This window comes from Epibacterium sp. HA2-3, from assembly GCF_055693725.2.
On the sequence record NZ_CM172490.1, the window covers coordinates 1,328,466 to 1,352,421 of the forward strand.

Sequence of the window (23,956 nt, forward strand, 5' to 3'; positions counted from 1 at the left end):
GTCCGGGATGGCTGTGACCGCAGACATCACGGCGACATATCGGGGGCCGCGCAAGGTGATTGCGCGGCTTCTCGCTATGGGGCCGCGTGAAGACCGGCTTTTGGCTTTTGTCATGGGCGCTTGCGTGCTGTTGTTCATTGCACAGATGCCGAGATTGGCCCGTGAGGCTCATCTGAGTGGGCAAGAGCTGAATATGCTGCTGGGCGGAGCATTGATGGGGATCATCTTCATCGCTCCTTTGGCGCTCTATGCGCTTGCGTTGATCTCGCATCTGTTCGTGCGACTGGTCGGAGGGCAGGGCGATGCCTACTGTGGTCGGCTTGCCCTGTTCTGGGCGCTTCTGGCGTCTTCGCCATTGTTGTTGCTCAATGGTTTGGTGGCAGGCTTTATTGGGCCGAGCCCTGCACTGAGTTCAGTTGGACTTTTGTGGCTTGCTGTTTTCCTTTGGTTCTGGATCTCTGGTCTGATCGAGGCCTACTGGGGTAAAAACCTATGAACTTCAAAGACCTATTGGTCGAAACTATCGTTAATCCTGCCTCGGCTGCGCGCCGGATCATGGCGCTCAATCTCACTGACGAAGTGGTCTGGACGGGGTTTGCGCTGAATGTCGTGCTCAGCGTTCTGCTCTATGCGGGGCAGAGCGTGTTGCTGGGAGATCCCTCCAATGCGCTCTTTCCGGGACTGAGCCCCGCGCTCTTTGGCGCGTTCCTTGTCGTGCTGCAGCTCAGCTACACTGCCGCGTCGATGGTTGCGGCGAGGTGGATGGGCGGAGACGCAGAATTTGGCACCATTCTGGGACTGCTCGTCTGGCTGCGCATCGTGAACATCGTTGTGCAGGTTATTGCGATTGCGATGGTTTTTGTCATTGCACCCTTGGCCGTTCTGTTTAACTTCGCAGCCGCGCTCTATGGGCTCTATGTCTTGGCGCACTTCACCAAAGAAGGGTTTGGCCTCTCTTCGCTTGGCAAATCTGCAGGCGTGATCCTGTTGGCCGGGCTTGGTGCGATGATCGCTGTTTTGATCCTGATGGGCCTTTTTGCGCCCACAATTCTGGAGACGTCCAATGTATGATGTCGAAAAAATCCGCTCTGACTTTCCGATCCTGTCACGCGAAGTGAACGGAAAGCCACTGGTCTATCTCGATAACGGGGCCTCTGCGCAGAAACCTCAGGTTGTGATTGATGCCGTGACAAAGGCATACGCGGAAGAATATTCAAATGTTCACCGTGGCTTGCATTATCTTTCTAATCTCGCGACTGAGAAATACGAAGGCGTACGCGGCATCATCGCAAAGTTTCTGAACGCGGCTCACGAAGATCACATCGTGCTGAATTCCGGGACCACAGAGGGTATCAATCTCGTGGCATATTCCTGGGCCATGCCGCGGATGGAAGCAGGCGATGAGATCATCCTCTCCGTCATGGAGCACCATGCGAACATTGTGCCCTGGCATTTCCTGCGCGAACGCCAAGGTGTCGTCATCAAATGGATCGACACGGACGCGGATGGAAGCCTGGACCCGCAAAAGGTGCTGGACGCCATTACACCAAAGACCAAGCTGGTCGCAGTCACCCAGTGTTCCAATGTCTTGGGAACCGTTGTTGATGTAAAATCCATCACAAAAGGCGCGCATGACAAAGGCGTGCCAGTGCTTGTCGACGGCTCTCAGGGCGCGGTTCACATGCCCGTGGATGTGCAGGATCTCGACTGTGATTTCTATGCCGTCACCGGGCACAAGCTCTATGGTCCGTCCGGGTCCGGCGCGATCTATATCAAGCCGGAGCGTCTGGCCGAGATGCGTCCGTTTATTGGCGGCGGCGATATGATCAAAGAAGTGTCCAAGGATCAGGTGATCTACAACGATCCGCCGATGAAGTTCGAGGCTGGTACGCCAGGGATCGTGCAGACGATCGGTTTCGGCGTCGCGCTTGACTATATGATGGAGATCGGAATGGCAGAAATTGCCGCCCATGAGGCCGATCTACGAGACTATGCTTCGGAGCGTTTCAAGGGATTGAACTGGTTGAATATTCAGGGCCATGCTCCTGGAAAAGCAGCGATATTCAGTCTGACGCTTGAGGGCGCTGCACATGCGCATGACATCTCAACCATTCTCGACAAGAAAGGTGTCGCGGTGCGTGCCGGGCATCATTGTGCGGGGCCTTTGATGGATCATCTTGGCGTCTCTGCAACGTGCCGCGCGAGCTTTGGCATGTACAACACGCGTGCAGAGGTAGATACGTTGATTGAGGCGCTAGAACTCGCACATGAGCTTTTTGGCTAGGACTGGTGGGGCTCCAATCGGAGTGTATGCTCTATAGAAGCACATTTTACATAATACTGATTATGGGATTTGTATTCGCCCTCATATCCAGCGTCGATCAGCACCCTTGAGCCCATGAAAACAGACAAAAAAACGCGCTCCGGTTTGGAGCGCGTTTTCTTTTATTTGATGTTGGTTCAGTCTCGCACGATCAGCACCGAACATGGTGCGTAGCGCGCCACGCGTGCTGAGTTTGGACCTTGCAGTCGATCCATCAACTCAGGCTTATGCGCGCCCATCACGACGAGATCTGCTTCGGAGCGTTTGATCGCATCCAGGATCATCTCGTAGACATTTGCCCCGACTTCAACGATGTGCTGCACGTCCCTCATGTCCGGCACGACCTTTTTGACATAGGCATGCAATTGGCGGTCCGCTTCTTTGACTGCCTCTTTCATGGTGCCGTCCTTGAAGAACGATCCCACAATGCTCATGCCGTAGTCCGGGACCACGGTCACCACGCTCAGCGTGGCACCGTAGAATTCCGCAAGCTCTGCTGCGCGCTTCAGCAAGGTCTCTTCCGCGTCCATATGCGTCAGGTCGATGGCGCAAAGTACATGTTTGGTCATCAGGCTACTCCTTCTTCTTTGCGCTTCCGGCCCATTTGCAGGAAGACCACGAAACCAAGGATCAAGAACGCCGGCAGATAGAAGACTTCTTTCGGCAGACGATCAGCCTCAACCTCCATCTCGACCAGTTCCCAGTCGAAATCGATGCCAAGCTGCTCTGCCGGACCGCCAAAGTTCAGGTTGTCGACGTAGATCTTGCCATCCTCATCGCGGAACTCAATCCCAGCGCCATCATAGAGACGGGTCTGCCCATCCGCGCCCTTTTCGCCAAGCGGCAACAGGAAACGGGCATCGACCATATCGCCTTCAAGGCTTTCGCCCATCAGACGCACACGCAGTGTTCCGCCATCTTCGACCGCTTCGGCCATCTCGTAGATCGCAGAGCCCGGTCGGGTTTCAAAGGCGGGTTGCAACTGATCGAGGAAGAACCCGGGCCTGAACAAGGTAAAGGCCACCAGGAGCAACAAGACACTTTCCCAAATCTTTGATTTCACGATGAAATAGTTCATCGTCGAGGCCGCAAACAGCAGCATCGCAATCATCGCGACGATAAAGACAAAGATGGCCTGGATCGGTCCCACATCAATCAACAGAAGATCGGTGTTGAAGATGAAGAGGAATGGCAACAGCGCGGTGCGGATCGAGTAGAAAAACGCCTGAAAGCCGGTGCGCAGCGGATCACCCTTGGAGATTGCCGCAGCTGCAAAGCTTGCAAGGCCCACGGGTGGCGTCACATCCGCCATGATCCCGAAGTAGAAGACGAACATATGGACAGCAACCAGCGGCACGATCAGGCCGTTTTGCGCGCCAAGTTCGACCACAACGCCGGCCATCAGCGAACTCACCACGATATAGTTGGCGGTTGTTGGCAGACCCATGCCCAGAACAATGGAGATGAGCGCGACAAATATCAGCATCAGCATGACGCTGCCACCCGAGAGGAATTCTACGAATTCCGCCATCACCTGCCCGATCCCCGTAAGGGTCACGGCGCCCACGATGATCCCGGCAACACCCATGGCGCAGGCCAGGCCAATCATGTTGCGCGCACCGATGATCAGACCTTCAAAGATGTCCGCAATGCCTTGTTTGAAATCAGCAATTGCAGTGTCTTGACCTCGGAACATCGACTTGATCGGGTTCTGCGTCGCGAGGATCACAAGCATTGCGACGGACGACCAGAAGGCCGACAGACCCGGCGATTTCCGTTCGATCATCAGAAGGTACATCAGCAGCAGGATCGGCATGATATAATGAATGCCGGTTTTAAAGATCTCGCGCGTGGGAGGCAGGTTTTGCATCGACTCGATGCTGATCTCCAGATCCTCTTGTGCGGCAGCCACTTTCAGCGCCAGAACATAGAGCACCGCCATGATCACGACGATCAGCCATGTGGTTGCGCCACCTGCAATGCTCTCCAGCGCGTTCACGAGAACACCGCAGAGCCAGAGCGTGCCGCCCCCGATCAGGATCGAGATCGAGATGGTGAAGATTGCACCGAGGAAGAACTTGACCGGATGCATCCGGCTCGAGCCCTTCATGCCCATTTTCAGCGCTTCAAGGTGCACGATGTAGATCAGCGCGATATAGGAAATCGCTGCCGGGATGATCGCAGTTTTGACCACTTCCACATAAGGAATGCCGACATACTCGGTCATCAGGAAGGCCACCGCGCCCATCACGGGCGGCGTCAGAACGCCGTTGATTGACGAAGAAACTTCGATCGCGCCTGCCTTGGTGGCGGGAAAGCCCACGCGCTTCATCAGCGGAATGGTGAAGGTCCCGGTTGTGACCACATTGGCGATGGACGAACCCGAAATAAGACCGGTGGCGGCCGAGCCGATCACAGCTGCTTTGGCGGGGCCGCCGCGCAGGTGCCCGAGGGCCGCAAAGGCCAGTTTCAGAAAGTAGTTCCCTGCCCCGGCTTGATTAAGAAGTGCACCGAAGAGCACAAAAAGAAACACAAAACCCGAGGATACGCCCAGAGCGACACCAAAAACGCCCTCAGTGGTGAGCCACATATGGCTCATGGCTTTGTTGATCGAGGCGCCCTTCCATTGCACCACTTCCGGCAACCATGGCGAAGAGCCAAAAAAGACATAGGCGAGGAAGAACAGCGCAACACCCATCAACGGGAAACCAAGGCTGCGGCGTGCGGCCTCCAGCAGCAGCACCAGCCCCACGATGGAGACGATCACATCGGTCTGGTTGGGCGCACCAGAGCGCGCGGCGACGCCGGAGTAGGCATAAAACAGATAGGAGGCACAGAGCGCACCAACGGCACCAATGATCCAGGTTGGGATCGGAATGTGGTGTCTTGGGCTCGATTTCAGACCGGGAAACGCGATGAAGGCCAGAAGCACCGCAAAACCAAGGTGAATGGCCCGGGTCTGGGTGTCATTCCACACGCCAACCCCGAGGATAAAGGGCAGCGGTGAGGCGATCCAAAGCTGATACAGCGACCAGACAAGCGGTAGATACCACAGCGCATTACGTCCCAACGCATCCTGCGGCAAGCGACCGCCAGTGTCGCTATCGGCTACAAAATCCTCAAGCGAACGGTCTTCTTGAGCCGTCGCGCTCTGGTTATCTGTCATCGTGTCCCCACCCGGTTTGTTATGCACTCTTGTTAAAACGAAAACGGCTCCCGCCCCTTAAAGAAAGGGCGAAAGCCTTTGATTTCACGAGAGAAGTGATTGGATCACTTCCAGCCGCGCTCTTTGTAGTACTTCATCGCGCCGGGGTGGATTTCAGCCGACAGCGCGTCGCTTACCATCTCTTCTTCGGAGAGACGGGAGAAGGCCGGGTGCAGCTTTTTGAAGTCGTCGAAGTTTTCGAATACCGCGCTTACAACCGCATAGACCACTTCGTCGGAGACGTCAGCGGAGGTCACGAAGGTTGCTTTGGGCCCCCAGGACGGAATGTCGTCCGGGTTACCCGGATACATGCCACCGGGGATGGTTGCGGCTGCGTACGGCGTGTTCTCTGCCAAGAGAGTGTCAATGTTTTCACCGGACAGCGGAACGATGTTCACGTCACAGGACGAGGTCGCTTCCTGGCTCGAACCATTCGGCAGACCGGAGGCCCAGATGGTTGCATCGATCTTGCCGTCGCACAGCGCCGCGGCCTGCTCGGAGGACTTCAGCTCTGCTGCCAGCGCAAAATCATCGGTGGTCAGACCGGAGTACTTCATCAGGGTTTCGGCCAGAACGCGGGTCCCGGAGCCGGGGTTCGCGATGTTGACTTTCTTGCCCTTCAGATCGTCGACGGAGGCGATTTCCGCATCCTTGCGCGCCATCAGGTGCATCGGCTCCGGGTGGACCGAGAACAGAGCGCGCAGACCTTCGAACGGGCCGTCTGCTTCAAATGCGCCGGTGCCGTCGAGACCAGCCTTCTGAACGTCGGACTGGACAACGCCGAACTCCAGCTCGCCTTCACGGATGGTGCGGGTGTTGTAAACGGAACCACCGGTGGATTCCACGGAGCAGCGAATGCCGTGCTCTTTGCGGTCTTTGTTCACCAGACGGCAGATCGCGCCACCCGTAGGGTAGTAAACGCCGGTCACGCCACCGGTGCCGATGGTGATGAACTGCTGTTCAGCCGCGGACGCCGCCCCGGCAAAGCCGAGCGCAACAGTTGCAGCAGATGCAAGAAGTGTGTGCTTGAGGACCATAAGTACTCTCCCTGATTTAAAACCTAAAATCGGTCGCGGTGCCGATAGTATGCGCGCGATGCTTCCACAAGTTATTTTTGCAGTCACGACATAACTAATGTTTTTTCTTCGCCACCCAGTAGGCGTTGTTGTCCTTGCGCAGGGTCTCATAAGACGTGATTCTGTCCTTCACGTCCTGACCGCCCAAAGCCACCAGCAATGACACAAGATTTTCGGCCACCGCCATAACCCCCGTGTAACACCCAAAGTGATGTGTGCTCAACGTAGACGCAACAAGAGTTTCTTCAGGGGTGAATTTTGAAGAAATCACCTCACTATCGGAGATCATGACCAGTTTGACCCCCTTTTTACGTGCAAATTCACAGGCTTCGATGGTCTCGCGCGAATAAGGCGTGAGCGTGATCGCGATCATCACGTCGCCTTCGTCGGCATAGTTCAACTCATCAATGGCGCTGTTGATATGGCGAGGAATCAGTTGCAGCGATGGCAGCGCCATGCGGCCGACGTAATGAAAATAGTAGGCAATGGAATAGCTTGCGCGCACAGCGGTCAGATAGACATTCTTGGCACCAAGGAGCATCTCGGCCACCCGCTGCAATTGCCTTAGATTCTGCCCCTCCAAGCTGCGTTGGACAATTGCCATCGAATTCAGCGCCGCTTCAGCCTGTTTCTGGCCAAGCTCTCCACTTTCGCGCCATCGGTTGATCCATTCAGGCGCATCGACAAACTGTGTTGGTGCCACCAGCGCGACACGAAACGGATCCCGCATGTCCTCGTAGCTGTCAAAGCCGAGCCGTTCGGAGATCCGCACCAAGGTATAGGTCGAAACCTCGGCCTTGCGTGCCGTGTCGCGGATCGAGTCGAGCCCAAAGTCGGCCGGGTGATCCACGATGTATTTTGCGGCCACCTGGAGGCGCGGTGACAGGTCTGAAAGCTCCTCTTTGAGGCGTGTTATCGTTTTATTTCTGAGGGTTGGGTCCATACTCTCACCCGTTTTCTCTCCTGTTGCGATTATAACGAACGTTATTTTTTGCTCACATTGACGGGTTTCGTGATTTCATCAAGGCTTTTTTGCACGCCCGGTTCGTCGGGACGCTGATCCTGATTCCGCCTGAAATGGAATGACACCATGCCCAAAGACCTTCCCGCACACGCCTCCGTAGTCGTCATCGGCGGCGGCATCATGGGGTGTTCGACACTCTATCACCTCGCAAAGATGGGGGCGCACGACGCGATCCTGCTCGAACGCAACCAGCTGACCTCTGGCACCACCTGGCACTCTGCGGCTCAGGTGCGGGCGCTGCGCCATTCGCGCAACCTCACCCGGATGATCCAATACTCGGTGGAGCTCTACAGCCAGCTCGAGCGCGAAACCGGGCAGAGCGTCGGCTGGATACAAAAAGGCTCCCTGTCGCTGGCCACCAATCCTGACCGGCTGGTTCATATCCAGCGGCAGGAGGCGCTTGCACATGCCTATGGTATTGAAGCGACATCGATTTCACCGCAGGAGGCCAAAGAACGCTGGCCGCTGATGAACGCGGATGATGTGCTTGGCGCAGTGTGGTCGCCCGATGATGGCCGGGTCTCGCCCTCGGACGTCTGTGCCGCATTGGTCAAGGGCGCTAAATCCCTGGGTGCGCGTCTCTTTGAACAAACCGGTGTGACGGGAATTCTGACGGAGAATGGCCGCGTCAAAGGGGTCGAAACGAGCCGTGGTGTCGTCATGTGCGATGCGATTGCCCTATGTGCGGGGCTGTGGTCGCGTGAGATCGGTGCCATGGCCGGGGCCGAGGTCCCTGCCCTTGCCTGCGAGCATTTCTACCTGCTGACCAAGCCGATTGACGGAATCCAGGGCAACACGCCGACCCTCTCGGATCACGACAACCATCTGTATATTCGAGACGATTCCGGCGGGCTGCTGGTGGGTTGTTTTGAACCCATGGGCAAAGCAATCGCGCCCGGGCGTCTTGATGAAAGCTTTGAATTTGGCCTGCTCCCCGAGGATTGGGACCATTTTGAGCCGATGATGCTGAACGCGCTGCACCGTTTGCCCGCATTGGAAACGGCAGAGGTCAAAATGCTGCTCAACGGCCCCGAGAGTTTCACGCCCGATGGCACGTTTATGCTCGGTGAAACCGCCGAGACGCGCGGGTTGTTCTTGGGGTGTGGGATGAATTCGGTGGGGATCGCGTCGGGAGGTGGAGCGGGCATGAACCTTGCGCATGCAATCCTGCATGGCGCGCCGGCCTATGATCTCTCTGAAGCGGACGCAAAGCGCTTTGCGCCGGTCTTCAATTCATTGAATCACCTGATGGCGCGCGCGCCCGAGATCCTCGGCACCCATTACGAAATTGCATACCCGGGCCGACAATTGTCTACTGCGCGCAATCTGCGCCCCCTGCCCGTTCACACGGCGCATGTCTCCTCCGCTGCGCATTTTGGTCAGGTCTACGGGTGGGAACGCCCGCTCTATTTCGGAAAGACCGCGGAACCAAGGCTGAGGTTCGATCGGCCAGACTGGTTCTCCAATGTCGCCAATGAGGTCAAGGCCGCACACACCCGTGCCGCAGTGTTTGATGCCTCTTCCTTTGGCAAAATTGACGTGACAGGACCGGATTCTGAGGCGTTTCTTTTGCATGTTTGTTCGGGTCACATGGCGCGCGCGCCCGGATCCGTCATCTATACCGCCATGCTGAATGCTCAAGGTCGGTTTGAATCTGACATTACTGTGCACCGTCTTGCGACAGATCATTACCGTTTGTTTGTCGGCACAGCGGCCATCAAGCGAGACATGGCTTGGCTTCTGCGGCACAGCCGCGAGTTCGACGTAAATATATGTGATACAACAGAAGATTTCGCCACCTTTGGTTTGATGGGGCCAGAGGCTATGCGCATTGCGCGCGATCTTGGCGCCGCAGAGCTGGCCTCACTTGGCTATTTCAAACATGGCGAAGCGATGATCGCGGGGCATCCTGTGCGCGCGGCCCGGCTCTCTTATGTTGGCGAGGCTGGTTGGGAAATCACCTGCAAGACTACATCCGCGCAAGAGGTCTACACCGCGCTCCTTGATGCAGGTGCGACCCCGGCCGGGCTCTATGCGCAGACCTCCATGCGCATCGAGAAAGGGTTCTGCGCGATGGGGCATGAATTGGACAGCGATGTAAGCCCGCTTGAGGTCGGCCTTGGTTTCGCCCTACGCAAGAGTGGTGGCTTTATCGGTGCTCAAGCGCTTGAAGAGATGAAGAAAAAAAGCCTCAACCATCAAATCGTTTCGCTCCTGTTCGAGGAGGGGGATGTGGTGCCGCTGGGGCATGAGCCGGTCAGTGCGCGCGGTGACATCATAGGGCATACGACCTCCTGTGCCTTTGGCTACCGCGTCGGGCGCCCGGTCGCTTTGGCTTTTTGCAAAGCGGGACTGGAAACCGGCCATGAGGTAGAGGTCAATATTGCAGGGCGTCGGGCGACAGCGCGGGTTCAGATTGGGCCGGTGTTCGATCCTGAAGGCCTCCGGATGCGCGACATTGGCTAAAACAGGGCGCGAAACTGCGATTCTAGGGGTGATTTTGCAAAAACGCACCTCAAATCCCACCCGATTGGGGGTGCTTGGATGAGATATCGCAAAGCGCATTAACCTCTGGAAGGGCACGCCTTAGCACTGTTCGTTCAGAGGTTTTGCGCGGATACCCCTGCCTTTCTGATGGGCGCACATGTGAAGGAGATCTGCAAAAATGTCCCTGCACTACGCCAAGATGATGCATTGGGATGATCCATGTGCAAAGCGACTTGGGATCAATTAAGACCTCTTAATCGCAGAGCCGCTGGCCTAAGCGGTTTTGCCTCCTGTGTTAATCCGCGCCTTAAGGTTTGTCGCGAGCTGCTCACCGATCCCGTGAGTGTTGGCGCCTCTTGCGTCGCGGAATCCCCGCAAAATAGCCGCCCTTGCATTTCTGCAAGGGCGGCTTTGCGTTTTTGAGCCTCGTTAAGGCTTAGAAGAACGCCTGCAGGCCGGTCTGCGCGCGCCCAAGGATCAGGGCATGGACGTCATGCGTGCCTTCATAGGTGTTCACGGTCTCAAGGTTCATCATGTGACGGATGACCTGGAACTCAAGGCTGATGCCGTTGCCGCCGTGCATGTCACGCGCATGCCGTGCAATTTCGAGCGCCTTGCCGCAGTTGTTGCGCTTTACGATGGAGATCATCTCCGGCGCTGCATTGGCCTCATCCATGAGGCGCCCAACACGCAAGGAGGCTTGCAGGCCCAACGCGATCTCGGTTTGCATATTTGCCAGTTTCAACTGGAAAAGCTGCGTGTTCGCCAGAGGGCGTCCAAACTGATGGCGGTCGAGGCCATACTGGCGCGCCGCATGCCAGCAGGCTTCCGCCGCCCCCATGACACCCCAGCTGATCCCGTAACGCGCGCGGTTCAAACAGCCAAAGGGTCCCTTCAGTCCTTCGACATGTGGCAGCAGCGCCTCGTCGCCAACCTCGACCCCATCCAGGACGATCTCACCCGTGATCGAAGCGCGCAGTGACATCTTCTGTTGAATTTTCGGAGCCGACAGGCCCTTGGTGCCCTTATCGAGCACAAATCCGCGGATCTTGCCGCCGTGGGCTTCGGATTTTGCCCAAACCACAAAGACATCGGCGATGGGCGCGTTCGAAATCCACATTTTGGAGCCCGTGAGGCGATAGCCATCTGCGGTCTTTTCGGCGCGTGTTTTCATGCCGGCCGGATCAGAGCCCGCATCGGGTTCGGTTAAACCAAAACAACCGATCCACTCACCGGAGGCAAGTTTCGGCAGATATTTCTGGCGCTGCTCCTCGCTGCCATAAGCGTAGATCGGGTACATCACCAGCGAGCTTTGCACCGACATCATGGAGCGATAGCCGCTGTCGACACGTTCCACTTCGCGTGCCACCAGACCGTAGGAGACATAACCGCCACCGAGGCCGCCGTATTCCTCTGGGATCGTGGTGCCCAGAAGCCCCATTTCGCCCATTTCGCGGAAAATCTCGGGATCGGTCTGTTCGGTCTCATAGGCCTCAGTCACACGGCTTTGCAGTTTTTCCTGTGCGTAAGCGCGTGCAGAGGCTTCGATCATGCGTTCGTCTTCGGTCAGCTGATCGCTCAGGCGCAGCGGGTCGTCCCAAGCAAAGCGGCCAAGGTCAGGTGCATCTTTTGCGCGAAGTGTGGGTTTGTCATCCAGCATGTGGGCCTCCAATCAAAGTGTTGACGAGAGCTTAAGCGCGGCTGGCCGCAAAAAACAGCGAGACTTTGGAAAGAATGTATGACAAAAAATCATACATGTCGGTACCTCGCAGATTTCTTCCTTCGATTGCGTCCCTCCGCGCGCTGGAGGCGGTTGACCGCCTCGGGAGCGCTTCTGCGGCTGCGGTAGAGCTCTCCTTGACGCAAGGGGCTGTGAGTCGCCAGTTGCAGGCGCTGGAGCGGCAGCTTGGCATTGAGCTTGTCCTGCGCGATGGAAAGGCGCTCTCTTTGACGCCAGATGCGACGGACTATGCCCAGGAGGTACGCCATGCGCTCGACCGGATTGCGCAGGCAACCCTGCAGGTGCAATCTGTTCCATTGGCCGGAAGCCTGAACCTCGCCATTTTGCCCGCCTTTGGCATGCGCTGGCTGATGCCTCGTTTGCCGGCGTTCTCACGGCGACATCCGGATGTGACAATCAATATGTCCACCCGGTTGTCGCCTTTTAACTTTGCAACGCAAAGCTTTGATGCCGCGCTTCATTTTGGACATGCAGACTGGCCGGGGACGGATTCTCTGCTGCTCAAGCACGAGCAGCTTTTGCCGGTCTGTGCGCCGGAGCTTGTCAAACGCGCCAAGGTTGATGCACCGGGCGATATCCTCGCCCTACCGCTTTTGCATATTCAAACCCGGCCGACCGCTTGGGCGGATTGGTTTCAACGGCAGCTAGTTCCGACTTCGGGCACGCTCGGTGGTAGCATGTATGACCAGTTCTCGACCATCAACCAGGCTGCGCTGCATGGTTTGGGGGTAGCCTTGATGCCGGATTATCTCGTGGAACAGGACCTCGCGACAGGGCGGCTGGTGTCATTGCATCCCGTGCCCGAAGACATTGGCGGCGCATACTATCTGGTCTGGCCGACCAGCAAGTCTCGCCACAGCGGCCTTCAGAAATTTCGTGACTGGCTAGCCGGACAGGCACAGCCCGAAGATCCCTTGCCGCGCTAAGCCCACTGTTTGATGGAAAAACGGCTCCGGAAAACCGGAGCCGCAATAAATCGTTACAGTACAAATCTAATGTGGTCGGCTACCCGAGCGCATAGCCCGCACCGCGTACCGTGCGGACGGGGTCATCGCCGCCGTGCTGGGTCAGCGCCTTGCGCAGACGGCCGATGTGAACATCGACGGTGCGGGTATCGACATAGATATCCCGCCCCCAGACGCGATCCAGCAGCTGTTCACGGCTCCAGACACGGCCCGGCTTCTCCATAAAGGTCGAGAGCAGGCGAAACTCGGTCGGGCCAAGCTTGAGCGGGTGTTCCGAGCGGCTCACCTTGTGCGTTTCCGCGTCAAGGATAATGTCGTCAAACTCGAGCCGCATGCCAACGGTGGCTGGCCGGACGCGGCGCAGTTGCGTGCGCACCCGGGCCATCAGCTCGATCACGGAGTAAGGTTTCACCACATAGTCGTCCGCGCCGGTCTCCAGACCGCGCACCTTGTCGACCTCTTCCGAGCGCGCGGAGAGCATGATGATCGGAATGCTCCGGGTGTCCGTGCGCGTCTTCAGGCGGCGGCAGATCTCGATTCCGGTCAGATTGGGCATCATCCAGTCGAGTACGATGATGTCAGGCATGTCCTCTTCGACGAGCAGCAGCGCCTCTTCGCCGTTCTCCGCCTTGATCACCCGAAAGCCGTCCGCCTCCAGATTGTAAGCAAGCACTTCGCGCTGCGCCAGTTCGTCCTCGACGACCAGAACAGTGGGCTGATCGACTGCCATGGCTTAGATCTCCTGCATCGTCACCGACGTATTGTCGGCTTTTGCGCGTTCTTCCTCGGGCTTGTTGCCGGTCACGAGATAGACCACCTGCTCTGCGATCGCGGTGACATGATCGCCCATGCGTTCGATGTTTTTTGCAATAAAGTGCAGGTGCATACAGGATGAAATGTTGCGCGGGTCTTCCATCATATGCGTGAGGAATTCCCGAAACAGAGCGTTGTACATTTGGTCCACGTCGCGGTCGCGCTGGATCACGTCGCGCGCCAGCTCATCATCTCGCTGAATATAGCTGTCGAGCGCGTCCCGGAGCATCAACTCCACCTCACGCGCCATGCGCCGCAAGGCTGCTGCACTGTCCGCAACTGCCGGGCTCTGGGCCAGAACGCTGGTGCGTTTCGCCATGTTCTTGGCATAGTCGCCAACCCGCTCCAGGTGCCCCGAGATCTTAATGACGCTGAGCACGACGCGCAGATCAACGGCGGCCGGTGCGCGGATGGCGATCACGCGGGCGGCATCCTCATTGATCAGCTCTTCGAGTCCGTCGATAGCTTTGTCGTCCTGCACCACTTTTGCGGCCAGCTCTTCGTCGCGTGTTTCAAGCGCGCGCGCGCCTTCCATGATGGCGGCCTCGACAAGCCCGCCCATCTTCATGATCCGGGCCTGAATGGCCTCCAGGTCGCGGTCGAATGCAGATGCAATATGTTGTTCAACCATTTGATATGTCTCCAACTTAGCCGATGCGGCCAGTGATGTAGCTTTCGGTGCGCGGATCTTCGGGATTGGTAAAGATCTGACCGGTTGGGCCGAACTCCACGAGGTTTCCGAGGTGGAAAAACGCGGTCTTTTGGCTCACGCGTGCAGCCTGCTGCATGGAGTGTGTCACGATCACAACCGAATAGTTTTCGCGCAGCTCGTCGATCAGTTCTTCTACCTGTGCAGTTGCGATCGGGTCCAGTGCTGAGCACGGTTCGTCCATCAGCAGAACCTCGGGCTCTGTGGCGACCGCACGGGCAATACAGAGGCGCTGCTGCTGGCCACCGGAGAGCCCGGTGCCCGGCGCGTGAAGCCGGTCTTTGACCTCGTCCCAGATCGCTCCGCGACGCAGGGATTTCTCAACAATTTCATCGAGTTCCGCTTTGTTCTTGGCCAGGCCATGAATGCGGGGACCATATGCGACATTGTCATAGATCGACTTGGGGAACGGGTTGGGTTTCTGAAACACCATGCCAACCTGCGCGCGCAGCTGGACCGGGTCGACGCGTTTGTCGTAGATATCCTCGCCCTCAAGCAGGATGTCCCCGGTGACGCGGCAGATGTCGATCGTGTCGTTCATCCGGTTGAGGCAGCGCAGAAAGGTCGATTTTCCGCAGCCCGACGGACCGATGAAGGCGGTCACGGTCTTGTCCTCGATCTCGACGTTCACGTCCTTGATGGCGTGGCTGTCGCCGTAATAGACGTTGACGCCCTTGGCTGCGATCTTGGTGCGTTGTGTTTCCACGGTGCTGTCCATTGCTGTCATATCGTTCATTGTAGGGCCCCTTTACCAGCGGCGTTCAAATCGGCGGCGCAAGATAACGGCCAATGTGTTCATGGTGATCAAGAAGACCAGCAGGATGATGATACCGCCCCAGGCGCGTTCGTAAAACGCTGGATCGGCGCGTTTGGCCCACTCATAGATCTGTGCGGGCATGGCGGAGTTCGGCGACAAGAGACCGGAGGCAATGCTGTCGGGGGCGTTGGAGGCGATAAAGCCCACCATGCCGATCAGCAGAAGCGGCGCGGTTTCACCCAGTGCTTGTGCCAGACCGATGATGGTCCCGGTGAGGATCCCCGGTGCGGCGAGCGGCAGAACATGGTGAAACACGGCCTGCATCTTGGAGGCGCCCACGCCCAATGCGGCATCGCGGATCGAAGGCGGTACGGCCTTAAGCGACGCGCGGGTCGAGATGATGATGGTCGGCAGTGTCATCAGCGTGAGCACCAGACCGCCCACAAGCGGCGCCGAGGTCGGCAGGTGCATGTAGTTGATAAAGACCGCAAGCCCCAGAATACCAAAGACAATCGAGGGTACCGCCGCGAGGTTGGAGATGTTCACCTCGATGATGTCGGTAATCCAGTTCTGCGGTGCAAACTCCTCAAGATAGATCGAAGCCGCAACCCCGATCGGCAGTGCAAGCGCCAGCACCACGAACATCATGAAGAGCGACCCCAACATGGAGACCCCCATGCCTGCAGCTTCGGGGCGTGCGTCCGATGCATCCGCGCCAAGGATGAAGTCGAGGTTGAAGGTTTTTTCGATCACATTGGCCGCCACCAGCGCGTCAACGAGATCGAGCTGTTCAGCCGAGATATTCTTGTCATTCTCGATGCTGTCCCGGCTCACGCGCCCTTTCAGATACCCGTCGACACGGCTCTGTGCGAGGAAGCGGAACTCCACAGTGGTGCCGATCTGATCCGGATTGGCGATCACGAATTCGCGCAGGGTTGCGGCGGCGTTCTTGGACAGAAGCCCCGCCATGTCCTTGGCCTTGAGCGAGGTTTCAACGCCAAGCTCGGTCACTTTCGCCTCGACGGCGTTGCGAATGATCGGCGCATATCCAAAGGTCGTGACCTTCTTGATGTCTTCAATATCGCGGTTGCCGTTCTTGTCGAGCTTGTTTTCCAAGAGCTCGACCGGGAGCGTGATGAATGTCTGCTGAAACGCGCCTGTGCCCTTGCTGACGATGGTTGTCACCAGAACAACAAGCATCAACAGGCCGACCGCGATGGCGGCAATGCCATAGGCCTTGAACCGGGTCTCGGCGGCGTTGCGGCGTTTGGTGCGATCCGACAGTTCCAGCAGTGAGGTGCCAGGTTTGCGCGACATGGGTGCGTCTCCGGAGGAGGGATTTTGGCTAAGATCGGTCATCAGTCATACTGCTCCCGGTATCTGCGCACGATGTAGAGTGCGAGGACATTGAGCCCGAGGGTCAGCACGAAGAGTGTCAGGCCAAGGGCAAAAGCGACCAGGGTTTCCGGGCTGGCGAAATCGGTATCGCCAGTCAGCTGGCTCACGATCCGGGTGGTGATTGTTGTCATGGAATCAAGCGGGTTGAGCGAGAACTTCGCAATCGCGCCTGCGCCCATCACCACGATCATGGTCTCGCCGATCGCGCGGGAGGCTGCCAGCAGGATCGCGCCGACGATGCCGGGCAAGGCTGCGGGCATGACCACCTGGCGCACGGTCTCGGACTTTGTGGCGCCAAGACCAAGCGAGCCATCGCGCATTGCCTGTGGCACCGCGTTGATGATGTCATCAGAGAGCGAGGAGACAAAAGGAATGAGCATGATCCCCATCACGACGCCTGCGGTCAGAACCGAAGTCGCGCCGCTCATCCACTCCACCCCCAGGACGCCATTTTCGCCCTGCCCGAAGAAACGCACAAGCGCCGGTCCCACGGTCAAAAGCGCAAAGAGGCCATAAACGATGGTCGGGATCCCGGCGAGGATCTCAAGCAGAGGCTTGGCAAAGGAACGGGTGGTCTTGCTGGCATATTCGCTGAGGTAGATCGCGGCAAACAAACCGATCGGCACTGCAACCATGAGCGCAATAAAGGAGATATAGAGTGTGCCCCACAGAAGCGGCAGGATCGACAGATCGGAATCACCGCGAAAGTTCGGAGCCCAGGTGTCGCCAAAGAAGAAATCGGTCCAGGAATGCAGCGCAAAGAAGTTGCGTGTCTCAAACAGCATCGAAAGGACAATACCGATGGTGGTGAGGATCGCGAGCGATGCCGCAAGGATCAGCAGTGCCATGATGCCCTGCTCGACCACGTTGCGGGCGCGAAAATCCTTGTGCGTGCGCCCGTAGGACCAGCCAAAGCCGCCCAGAGCCACCAGAATAACGCTCACCCACATGGACAAATGGCCGGTGCTGGAAAGCGCGCGATAGGTTTGCGCGGCGCTCAGCACCTCGGGACGCACGTCCGATCCCAAGGCGACGCCAACATCGCCCAGAACGGCGCGTACGTCGGTGGTGCCGCTGCTGAGGTCATCTGACTGTGCCTGCGTCATGGCCCCCTGGGCCACGGCAATGTCGAGCCCCTCGGCCACGCGGCGCACGTCGCTCATGACAAGGCTCAGGGTCGAGCCTTCGGAGATCGCCGCGTCGGGGATCATGCCGGAAACCCGTTTGTCGATGATCATGGGCTGCGCCAAGAGCCAGACGGCAAGAAGGACAAGCGCCGGCACCAAAGCCGACAGTGCCACGTTATGCCCATAATAAGAGGGCAGCGAGTGTAGATCCTTGGGGTTTCCATCCGCGGAAACCAAGGCCCGATTGCGGCCGAGGAAGAACCCGGCGACCGAGAGGGCGATCAAGCCGAGGATAAGCCATAGGGTAGGCATCAAGAGCTCCGTTTGGCGGTGCAAGAAGGGAGGAAAACAGCGATACTTTTGAAACGAAAGGCCGGGACGTCATATCCGCCCCGGCCTGAACTTTACATGCGCGGGGCTATTAGGAGTTGCCGCCCATGGTTGCTTCTGCTGCAACAGCTTCCTGAGTCTTTGCAAGCTCGGGGTCTGCTACGAGGCCGTATTCGGCCAGCGGGCCGTCGGGGCCAGCAACTTCATCTGCAACGAAGAACTCAGCGAATTCCTTGAGGCCGGGGATCACGCCGATGTGCGCTTTCTTCACGTAGAAGTACAGCGGGCGGGACACCGGATATTCGCCGGTTGCGATGGATTCGGTGGAGGGAACAACGCCGGACATGGTTGCAACCTGCAGCTTGTCGGTGTTGTTCTCGTAGAAGGCCAGACCGAACACGCCGATACCGTCCTTGTTGGAGTCGATACGTGCGAGGGTCTCGGTGTAGTCACCGTCGATGTCCACGGACACGCCGTCGGTGCGCAGAGCGATACAGGCTTTCTCGGCTGCTTTCTTGTCGCCGCCGTTGGCTTCTTTCAGCAGATCGAACGCGCCGGTTTCTTCACAGCCAGCGAGGATAACTTTGTCTTCAAAGACTTCGCGGGTGCCGTGCTTGGTGCCGGGGATGAAGGCCTGGATAGGCTGTGCCGGGAAAGCGGCGTTTACATCGGCCCAGGTCTTGTTCGGGTTGTCGACCAGCGCGCCGTCAACAACAACTTTGTCGGAGAGCGCGAGGAACCAATCGGTCGGGGTGAATTCAAAACCGTTGCCGTCGATGTCGGAGGCAAACACGATGCCATCATAACCGATGCGGACTTCGATGATGTCGGTCACGCCGGCTTCGGCACAGGCCTTGATCTCTTTTTCTTTGATCGCGCGGGAGGCGTTTGCAATGTCGATGGTGTTTTCGCCAACGCCTTCGCAGAAACGCTTGAGGCCGGCGGAGGATCCACCGGATTCGACAACCGGTGTCGGGAAGTCGAAGTTTTCGCCAAAGGCTTCGGCAACGATCGAGGCATAGGGCAGAACGGTGGAAGAACCTGCGACCTGCACCTGCTCACGTGCAGAAGCTGCGGTGGCCGATACGGCTGCGATGGCGAGAGTGGATGCGGTCAGTTTCACAAAGGACATTGAAGTCTCCATGAGTTTAAGAAGTTTACGATCACCCCCAAGATGATCTTGCGCCCCTCCTAGAAGGCTCAGGTGTGGCTTTTGTGACAGCTATGTAACAGCTGTATGACAAGAGCGGGCCTGAGGTGAAAAAAATCCGAAACACTTGGAAAAGAGACCTGTGAACTTGGTGCAACGGCCGGTTTGCCGGGGATGGCGTGGCAGAAAGTATGAATCCTGTGTCACAAAACGCGCCAGTACCAATGGTTCGCGCGCAGGATTGCACGTGAAAGCCGTCTCAACGAAGAGAAGGACGCGGGACCTATTGGGGCAAGATCACGGTGAAGGTCGCGCCTTTGCCAAGGTCGCTCTCGACGCGCAGGCGTCCGCGGTGGCGGTTGATGATGTGTTTTACAATCGCGAGTCCAAGGCCCGTGCCCCCCAACTCGCGGGAGCGGTGATTGTCGGCGCGATAGAATCGTTCGGTCAGGCGCGGCAGGTGAACCGGATCAATGCCAGGGCCATCATCGATCACCTGCACCCGCACCGCCGGACATCTGAGCGCGGGATCCCGCTCCAGCGCCATCAGGGAGACGGTCACATTGTCCCCACCATATTTCAGCGCATTCTCTATGAGGTTGGTGAAAACCTGCTGGAGCTGATCCGGATCCGCAGGGATCTCCACTGCGCCTGCGGGCGCATCAAGCGTAAGCTGGGTGCCGCCGCTCTCGGCGAGGGGCGCCAGCGATTTGATCGTGGACTGAAGATGCGCCAAGAGGTCGATACGTTCCTTCGGGCGTACGCGTTCCTCGCTCTCGACACGGTTGAGCGACAGCAGATCCCCCACAAGGCGATTCATCCGGCTCGCCTCGCCTTCCATGATTTCCAGGAAACGATCCCGTGCCGTCGCATCATTGCGCGCAGCACCCCGCAGGGTCTCGATGAACCCCATCAATGCGGTCAGTGGCGTGCGCAGCTCGTGGCTGACATTGGCGACAAAATCACGCCGCATCTGGCTGGCCTGCTCGCGGTCGGTGATGTCGTCAAAACACAAGAGCACCGCGCCGCCATTCACGGCCCCTACTCCCGGCACATATCGCAGGGTCACTTCAAAGGTGGTGTCCTGCGCGCCATCATTGGAAAGATGGCGCGCGGTGCGCGGTTTGCGGTCCAGAAGACAGGCCTCGATCGCAGTGGTCACATTGGGCTGACGCAGGATCGTTGCAAAATGACGCCCGATGACTTGCGGGCCAAGCAGGGTCGCCCCCTCCACATTGGCCGCAATCAACCGCTCTGTCTGATCGATCAAAACAGCCGGCATCGGAAACGCGGCCAGAAGCCCGTCGATCAGCTCTTGCGACATGATTTTATGCCTCGTCATTGCGTCGTGGCGGCCTTCTTAGGGTTCAATTGTAACTAGGACATGGCAGAGGTGATGGCGTTCTCGAAGATCGCGCAGAGGGCCTCTGGATCCTCCAGCCCCACGGACACGCGAAAGAAACCCTCGTGCAGGCCGAGTTCTGCCCGGTTTTCAGCCGTGAGCGCCCGATGCGATGAGGATGCAGGATGCGAGAGCGTCGTGCCCACATCGCCCAAGGTTGGCGCAAAGGACAGGCCTTCTGCTGCGCGGGTAAAGGCATTGGCCGCCGCGCGCCCGCCATCAAGCTCAAAGCTCACCATATTGCAGCCCCGCCCCTTCAGGAGCGCCTCTGCGCGCGCATGATCGGGATGATCCTTGCGCGTGGGGTAGATCACGCGTTTGATGCCCGGCAGGGTTGCGATGTGATCCGCAAGCCGTGCAGCCGTCGCCTCGGCGCGGTCAAAGCGCAGATCAAAGGACAACAGCCCCCGCTCCGCCAACCAGCAGTCAAAGGGGCTTGGCGTCATGCCGGTGGTCACGGAGAACACGCGCATCCGGTCATTGAGCGCCGGATCTTTGGCGACCACATACCCAAGCATCACATCAGAGTGACCCGCGAGCAGCTTTGTCACTGAATGGATCACGATGTCCGCACCATGCTCAAAGGGTTTGAACGCGCGCGGCGTGGTGAAGGTATTGTCGACAGCCAGCAAAATACCGTGCTCGCGGCAGAGCGCTGCAAGGCCATCGATGTCGGCCACCGCCAGTGTCGGATTGGAAACGGCCTCGACCAGAATGAGCTTGGTCTCGGGGCGGATTGCCGCGCGGATCGCCGCAACGTCACCGGGGTTGGCGAGGGTTGTTGCGATCCCCAGCCGTGGCAGGTCTTCTTTCATCAGGCGCAGCGAGCGCCCGTAGAGCTGATCGCCGCCGATGACATGATCACCGGTTTGCAACAGCCCCAGCAGCACCGCTGAGACCGCCGCCATCCCGGAGCCACAAACAACGCCGCCCGACGCCCCTTCCATGTCGTCGAGCCGCCGCGCGATCACATCCGCGTTTGGGTGTCCCTCGCGCGAGTAGGTATAGCCATGGACGCGGCCCTCATATTGATCATCCAGCGCATCCGGGGTTTCAGACGCGTAAACGACCGAGGGGCTCAGCGGAGTGACAACCGGGTGGCTGGCGCTGTCCGGCAGGCCATGGGGACGCATTACGGAGGGGCGAGAATTCTTCACGGTCAAATTTCCTTCAGGTCTTCTTTGAAACGGCGCATGTTGTCCTGGTAGTGAATGGCGCTTGCGGTGAGCTTGGCGACAAGCGCATCGTCCACCTCGCGCACCACTTTGCCGGGGGCGCCCATCACCAGAGAATTATCAGGGATCTCCTTATTCTCGGTGATCAGGGCGCCCGCCCCGATCAGGCAGTTTTTACCGATCTTGGCGCCATTCAGGATGGTAGCCCCCATCCCGATCAGGGAGTTGTCGCCGATGGTGCAGCCATGCAGCATGACCTTATGGCCGATGGTGCAGTTCGCGCCAATGGTGAGCGGGTAGCCCGCATCAATATGCATCACCACGTTTTCCTGCACATTGGAGCCACGGCCAACGCGGATTTCCTCGTGATCGGCGCGGATGGTGACGCCAAACCAGACCGAGGCCCCCTCTTCCAGCACCACTTTGCCAATGAGATTTGCGTCAGGCGCGACCCATGTGTCGGCATGGATCTGGGGGCGGTCTTCTCCGAGGGCGTAGAGGGTCATGACAAGTCCTCAAATTCCTGCTGCAGGGTGCGTGCGTGTTCGATGAGCGACGGCTGTTGAATGCGGCGCAAGCGGGTGGCGGTGATGATCGTCTTCAAGGCTTCTTCGGTCTCATCGAGATCCTCATTGATCAGCACATGATCATAGGACCCCCAGTGCGAGATCTCGTCCCAGCTCTTTTGCATGCGACGGCTGATGGTTTCCGCGTCGTCCTGACCGCGGCTTTCGAGGCGGCGGCGTAGCTCGGTAATGGAGGGCGGCAACAAAAAGATCGACAGCGTGTGTTTGCCGAGATCCGAATTGGTGATCTGCTGCGCGCCCTGCCAGTCGATGTCAAAGAGCACATCGCGGCCTTCGTTGATGGCTGTCTGAACCGGCCCCTTGGGAGAGCCGTAGAAATTCCCGAACACATGGGCGTGTTCGAGCATATCGCCATTGGCCACGTCCTGTTTGAACGACTCGACCGTGACAAAATGATAGTCCTGCCCATCGACCTCGCCCGGGCGGGGCTTGCGCGTCGTGGCCGAGACCGAAAAGCTGATGTCGTTGTCCCAGGCCCGCAGCCGCTTGGCGAGGGTGGATTTGCCTGCACCGGAGGGGGAGGACAGGATGATGAGAAGACCCCGTCGCTGCGCTTTTGAATGTGCCATGTTAGGGAGTTCTCCTTATTCTATGTTCTGAACCTGCTCGCGCATCTGGTCGATCACGGTTTTGAGTTCCAAACCCACTTCGGTCAAGGCCGCGTTCTGCGCCTTTGAACAGAGCGTGTTGGCCTCCCGGTTGAACTCCTGCATCAGGAAGTCGAGTTTGCGTCCCACCAATCCCCCCTGCCCGAGCAGTTTGCGTGCGGCGGCAACATGCGCCTTCAGGCGGTCGAGTTCTTCGGTAACATCTGCTTTGACCGCGATCATGGCGAGCTCCTGCGCAACGCGGTCGGGATCTGCGCCGTCGCTTTGGTCCAGCACACGGGCAAGATTTGCGCGAAGCGCCTCCTTTATGAGGGGGTCGCGAGCTGCGGCGCGCTGGGCGGCCTCCTGGCTCAGGGATTCGATCCGTTCAAGTTGTGCGCTCAAAACCACCTCCAGAGCCGCCCCTTCATTAGAACGCATGTTAATGAAGTCGGCCAAAAGTGAGTCGAATTCGGATAGCAGCTGGGTCACGAGGTCTTCGGTTTTGGCTTCTTGACTGACCTGTTCGAGCACGCCACGTATCTGAAGGATATCCGTCGCTCGTACCGGTGCGAGGTCTAGGCCCGCTTCGGTGGCGGCAGCCTGTGTCTGCTGGATCGCCGCCAGTGCAGCCGTCATCGCAGCAGCATTGATCTGTAGCTCGCCTTTGCCATCGTCGGCACGGCTCAGCCGCAATCCGATCGTGACATTGCCACGGCCTAGGCTTTTGGTTGCGCGTTTTTTAATTTCATTTTCAAGACCTTCGAGCCAGTCAGGCACGCGCACACGCACATCCAGCCCCTTGGCGTTCACCGATCTGATGTCCCAGATCCAAGCCAAGGCACCCTCACCGCCCTGCCCTGAGGCAAAGCCTGTCATCGAATGCAAAACCATCTGTGATCCTCCTGCATCCTGAATACAGTGGCAGGGTCCGGGGTCAATGGTCCGGCGGATAGTGCCTTACACATAGGCAGAGCGGACCTATACCAAAGTGTTAACCATTGATTAAACTATTGGTCCAAACTTTAGTCAGATTGTGTCATGTTAACTTCAAGGTAACCACTATGGCGTTAACACTTGAGCATGGGCCTCCTGCCAAG

Annotated in this window: 21 protein-coding genes; 5 read left to right on the plus strand and 16 right to left on the minus strand. The window is 58.1% G+C overall.

Translation table 11 applies throughout. The features are described 5' to 3' along the window. Positions 1-7 precede the first annotated feature (7 nt). Genes ACZ1HH_RS06150 through ACZ1HH_RS06160 form a run of 3 tightly spaced genes read left to right on the plus strand, consistent with a single transcriptional unit; the run spans position 8 to position 2,284 of the window. Complete coding sequence (locus ACZ1HH_RS06150; RefSeq protein ID WP_168610867.1) at positions 8-496, plus strand: YIP1 family protein; 489 nt, start codon at positions 8-10, stop codon at positions 494-496. Next, positions 493-1,071 (plus strand): YIP1 family protein, encoded by a 579-nt coding sequence (locus tag ACZ1HH_RS06155; protein WP_472636150.1) that lies wholly within the window; start codon positions 493-495, stop codon positions 1,069-1,071. Before ACZ1HH_RS06150 ends, ACZ1HH_RS06155 begins: the two co-directional genes overlap by 4 nt. Further along, positions 1,064-2,284 (plus strand): cysteine desulfurase, encoded by a 1,221-nt coding sequence (locus ACZ1HH_RS06160; RefSeq protein ID WP_472636151.1) that lies wholly within the window; start codon positions 1,064-1,066, stop codon positions 2,282-2,284. Before ACZ1HH_RS06155 ends, ACZ1HH_RS06160 begins: the two co-directional genes overlap by 8 nt. Before the next feature lie 176 nt (positions 2,285-2,460). On the opposite strand, the gene ACZ1HH_RS06165 is transcribed toward ACZ1HH_RS06160, so the two are convergent. From ACZ1HH_RS06165 to ACZ1HH_RS06180, 4 genes are all read right to left on the minus strand, one after another. Further along, positions 2,461-2,892, minus strand: coding sequence for a universal stress protein (locus tag ACZ1HH_RS06165; RefSeq protein ID WP_472636152.1), 432 nt, complete (start codon positions 2,890-2,892; stop codon positions 2,461-2,463). Then, positions 2,892-5,489, minus strand: coding sequence for a TRAP transporter permease (locus ACZ1HH_RS06170; protein ID WP_472636153.1), 2,598 nt, complete (start codon positions 5,487-5,489; stop codon positions 2,892-2,894). The genes ACZ1HH_RS06165 and ACZ1HH_RS06170 overlap by 1 nt, the downstream gene beginning before the upstream one ends. 104 nt (positions 5,490-5,593) lie before the next feature. Beyond that, the gene (locus ACZ1HH_RS06175) at positions 5,594-6,565 is read right to left on the minus strand and encodes a TAXI family TRAP transporter solute-binding subunit (RefSeq protein ID WP_011538591.1); all 972 of its coding nucleotides are present in this window, start codon (positions 6,563-6,565) and stop codon (positions 5,594-5,596) included. A gap of 94 nt (positions 6,566-6,659) precedes the next feature. Further along, positions 6,660-7,547, minus strand: a complete 888-nt coding sequence (locus ACZ1HH_RS06180; protein WP_011538592.1) for a MurR/RpiR family transcriptional regulator — start codon at positions 7,545-7,547, stop codon at positions 6,660-6,662. Between the two features lie 147 nt (positions 7,548-7,694). Between ACZ1HH_RS06180 and ACZ1HH_RS06185 the strand changes: the two genes are divergently transcribed. After that, complete coding sequence (locus ACZ1HH_RS06185) at positions 7,695-10,094, plus strand: GcvT family protein (RefSeq protein ID WP_487320429.1); 2,400 nt, start codon at positions 7,695-7,697, stop codon at positions 10,092-10,094. A 457-nt stretch (positions 10,095-10,551) separates the two neighbouring features. On the opposite strand, the gene ACZ1HH_RS06190 is transcribed toward ACZ1HH_RS06185, so the two are convergent. Continuing rightward, positions 10,552-11,775, minus strand: coding sequence for an acyl-CoA dehydrogenase (locus tag ACZ1HH_RS06190; protein ID WP_472636156.1), 1,224 nt, complete (start codon positions 11,773-11,775; stop codon positions 10,552-10,554). 95 nt (positions 11,776-11,870) lie between these two features. On the opposite strand from ACZ1HH_RS06190, the gene ACZ1HH_RS06195 reads away from it, so the two are divergent. Continuing rightward, positions 11,871-12,782, plus strand: a complete 912-nt coding sequence (locus ACZ1HH_RS06195) for a LysR family transcriptional regulator (protein WP_487320430.1) — start codon at positions 11,871-11,873, stop codon at positions 12,780-12,782. Between the two features lie 79 nt (positions 12,783-12,861). On the opposite strand, the gene phoB is transcribed toward ACZ1HH_RS06195, so the two are convergent. The 11 genes from phoB to ACZ1HH_RS06250 all read right to left on the minus strand — a co-directional run bounded on the left by phoB (position 12,862) and on the right by ACZ1HH_RS06250 (position 23,750). After that, complete coding sequence (gene phoB, locus ACZ1HH_RS06200; RefSeq protein ID WP_011538596.1) at positions 12,862-13,551, minus strand: phosphate regulon transcriptional regulator PhoB; 690 nt, start codon at positions 13,549-13,551, stop codon at positions 12,862-12,864. A gap of 3 nt (positions 13,552-13,554) precedes the next feature. Then, the gene (gene phoU, locus ACZ1HH_RS06205) at positions 13,555-14,265 is read right to left on the minus strand and encodes a phosphate signaling complex protein PhoU (RefSeq protein ID WP_416368391.1); all 711 of its coding nucleotides are present in this window, start codon (positions 14,263-14,265) and stop codon (positions 13,555-13,557) included. 16 nt (positions 14,266-14,281) lie between these two features. Further along, positions 14,282-15,079 carry a phosphate ABC transporter ATP-binding protein PstB gene (gene pstB / locus ACZ1HH_RS06210; RefSeq protein ID WP_011538598.1) on the minus strand — a complete coding sequence of 266 codons (798 nt, stop codon included), beginning with the start codon at positions 15,077-15,079 and terminating at the stop codon, positions 14,282-14,284. Between the two features lie 12 nt (positions 15,080-15,091). Beyond that, positions 15,092-16,459 carry a phosphate ABC transporter permease PstA gene (gene pstA, locus ACZ1HH_RS06215; RefSeq protein WP_472636157.1) on the minus strand — a complete coding sequence of 456 codons (1,368 nt, stop codon included), beginning with the start codon at positions 16,457-16,459 and terminating at the stop codon, positions 15,092-15,094. Next, on the minus strand, positions 16,459-17,937 hold the full coding sequence (pstC, locus tag ACZ1HH_RS06220; protein WP_472636158.1) for a phosphate ABC transporter permease subunit PstC: 1,479 nt from the start codon (positions 17,935-17,937) through the stop codon (positions 16,459-16,461). Before pstC ends, pstA begins: the two co-directional genes overlap by 1 nt. A gap of 109 nt (positions 17,938-18,046) precedes the next feature. Then, positions 18,047-19,087, minus strand: coding sequence for a substrate-binding domain-containing protein (locus ACZ1HH_RS06225; RefSeq protein WP_011538601.1), 1,041 nt, complete (start codon positions 19,085-19,087; stop codon positions 18,047-18,049). Between the two features lie 301 nt (positions 19,088-19,388). Continuing rightward, entirely contained in the window at positions 19,389-20,429 is a 1,041-nt protein-coding gene (locus tag ACZ1HH_RS06230) for a sensor histidine kinase (protein WP_472637307.1), read from the minus strand. A 53-nt stretch (positions 20,430-20,482) separates the two neighbouring features. Next, a complete protein-coding gene (locus ACZ1HH_RS06235) occupies positions 20,483-21,640 on the minus strand; it encodes a trans-sulfuration enzyme family protein (RefSeq protein ID WP_416369382.1) in 1,158 nt (385 codons plus the stop codon). A 26-nt stretch (positions 21,641-21,666) separates the two neighbouring features. Continuing rightward, positions 21,667-22,188 (minus strand): gamma carbonic anhydrase family protein, encoded by a 522-nt coding sequence (locus ACZ1HH_RS06240; protein WP_416368394.1) that lies wholly within the window; start codon positions 22,186-22,188, stop codon positions 21,667-21,669. Next, positions 22,185-22,838, minus strand: a complete 654-nt coding sequence (gene gmk / locus ACZ1HH_RS06245) for a guanylate kinase (protein WP_472636159.1) — start codon at positions 22,836-22,838, stop codon at positions 22,185-22,187. Before gmk ends, ACZ1HH_RS06240 begins: the two co-directional genes overlap by 4 nt. Before the next feature lie 15 nt (positions 22,839-22,853). Further along, positions 22,854-23,750, minus strand: a complete 897-nt coding sequence (locus ACZ1HH_RS06250; protein ID WP_472636160.1) for a YicC/YloC family endoribonuclease — start codon at positions 23,748-23,750, stop codon at positions 22,854-22,856. Between the last annotated feature and the right edge of the window lie 206 nt (positions 23,751-23,956).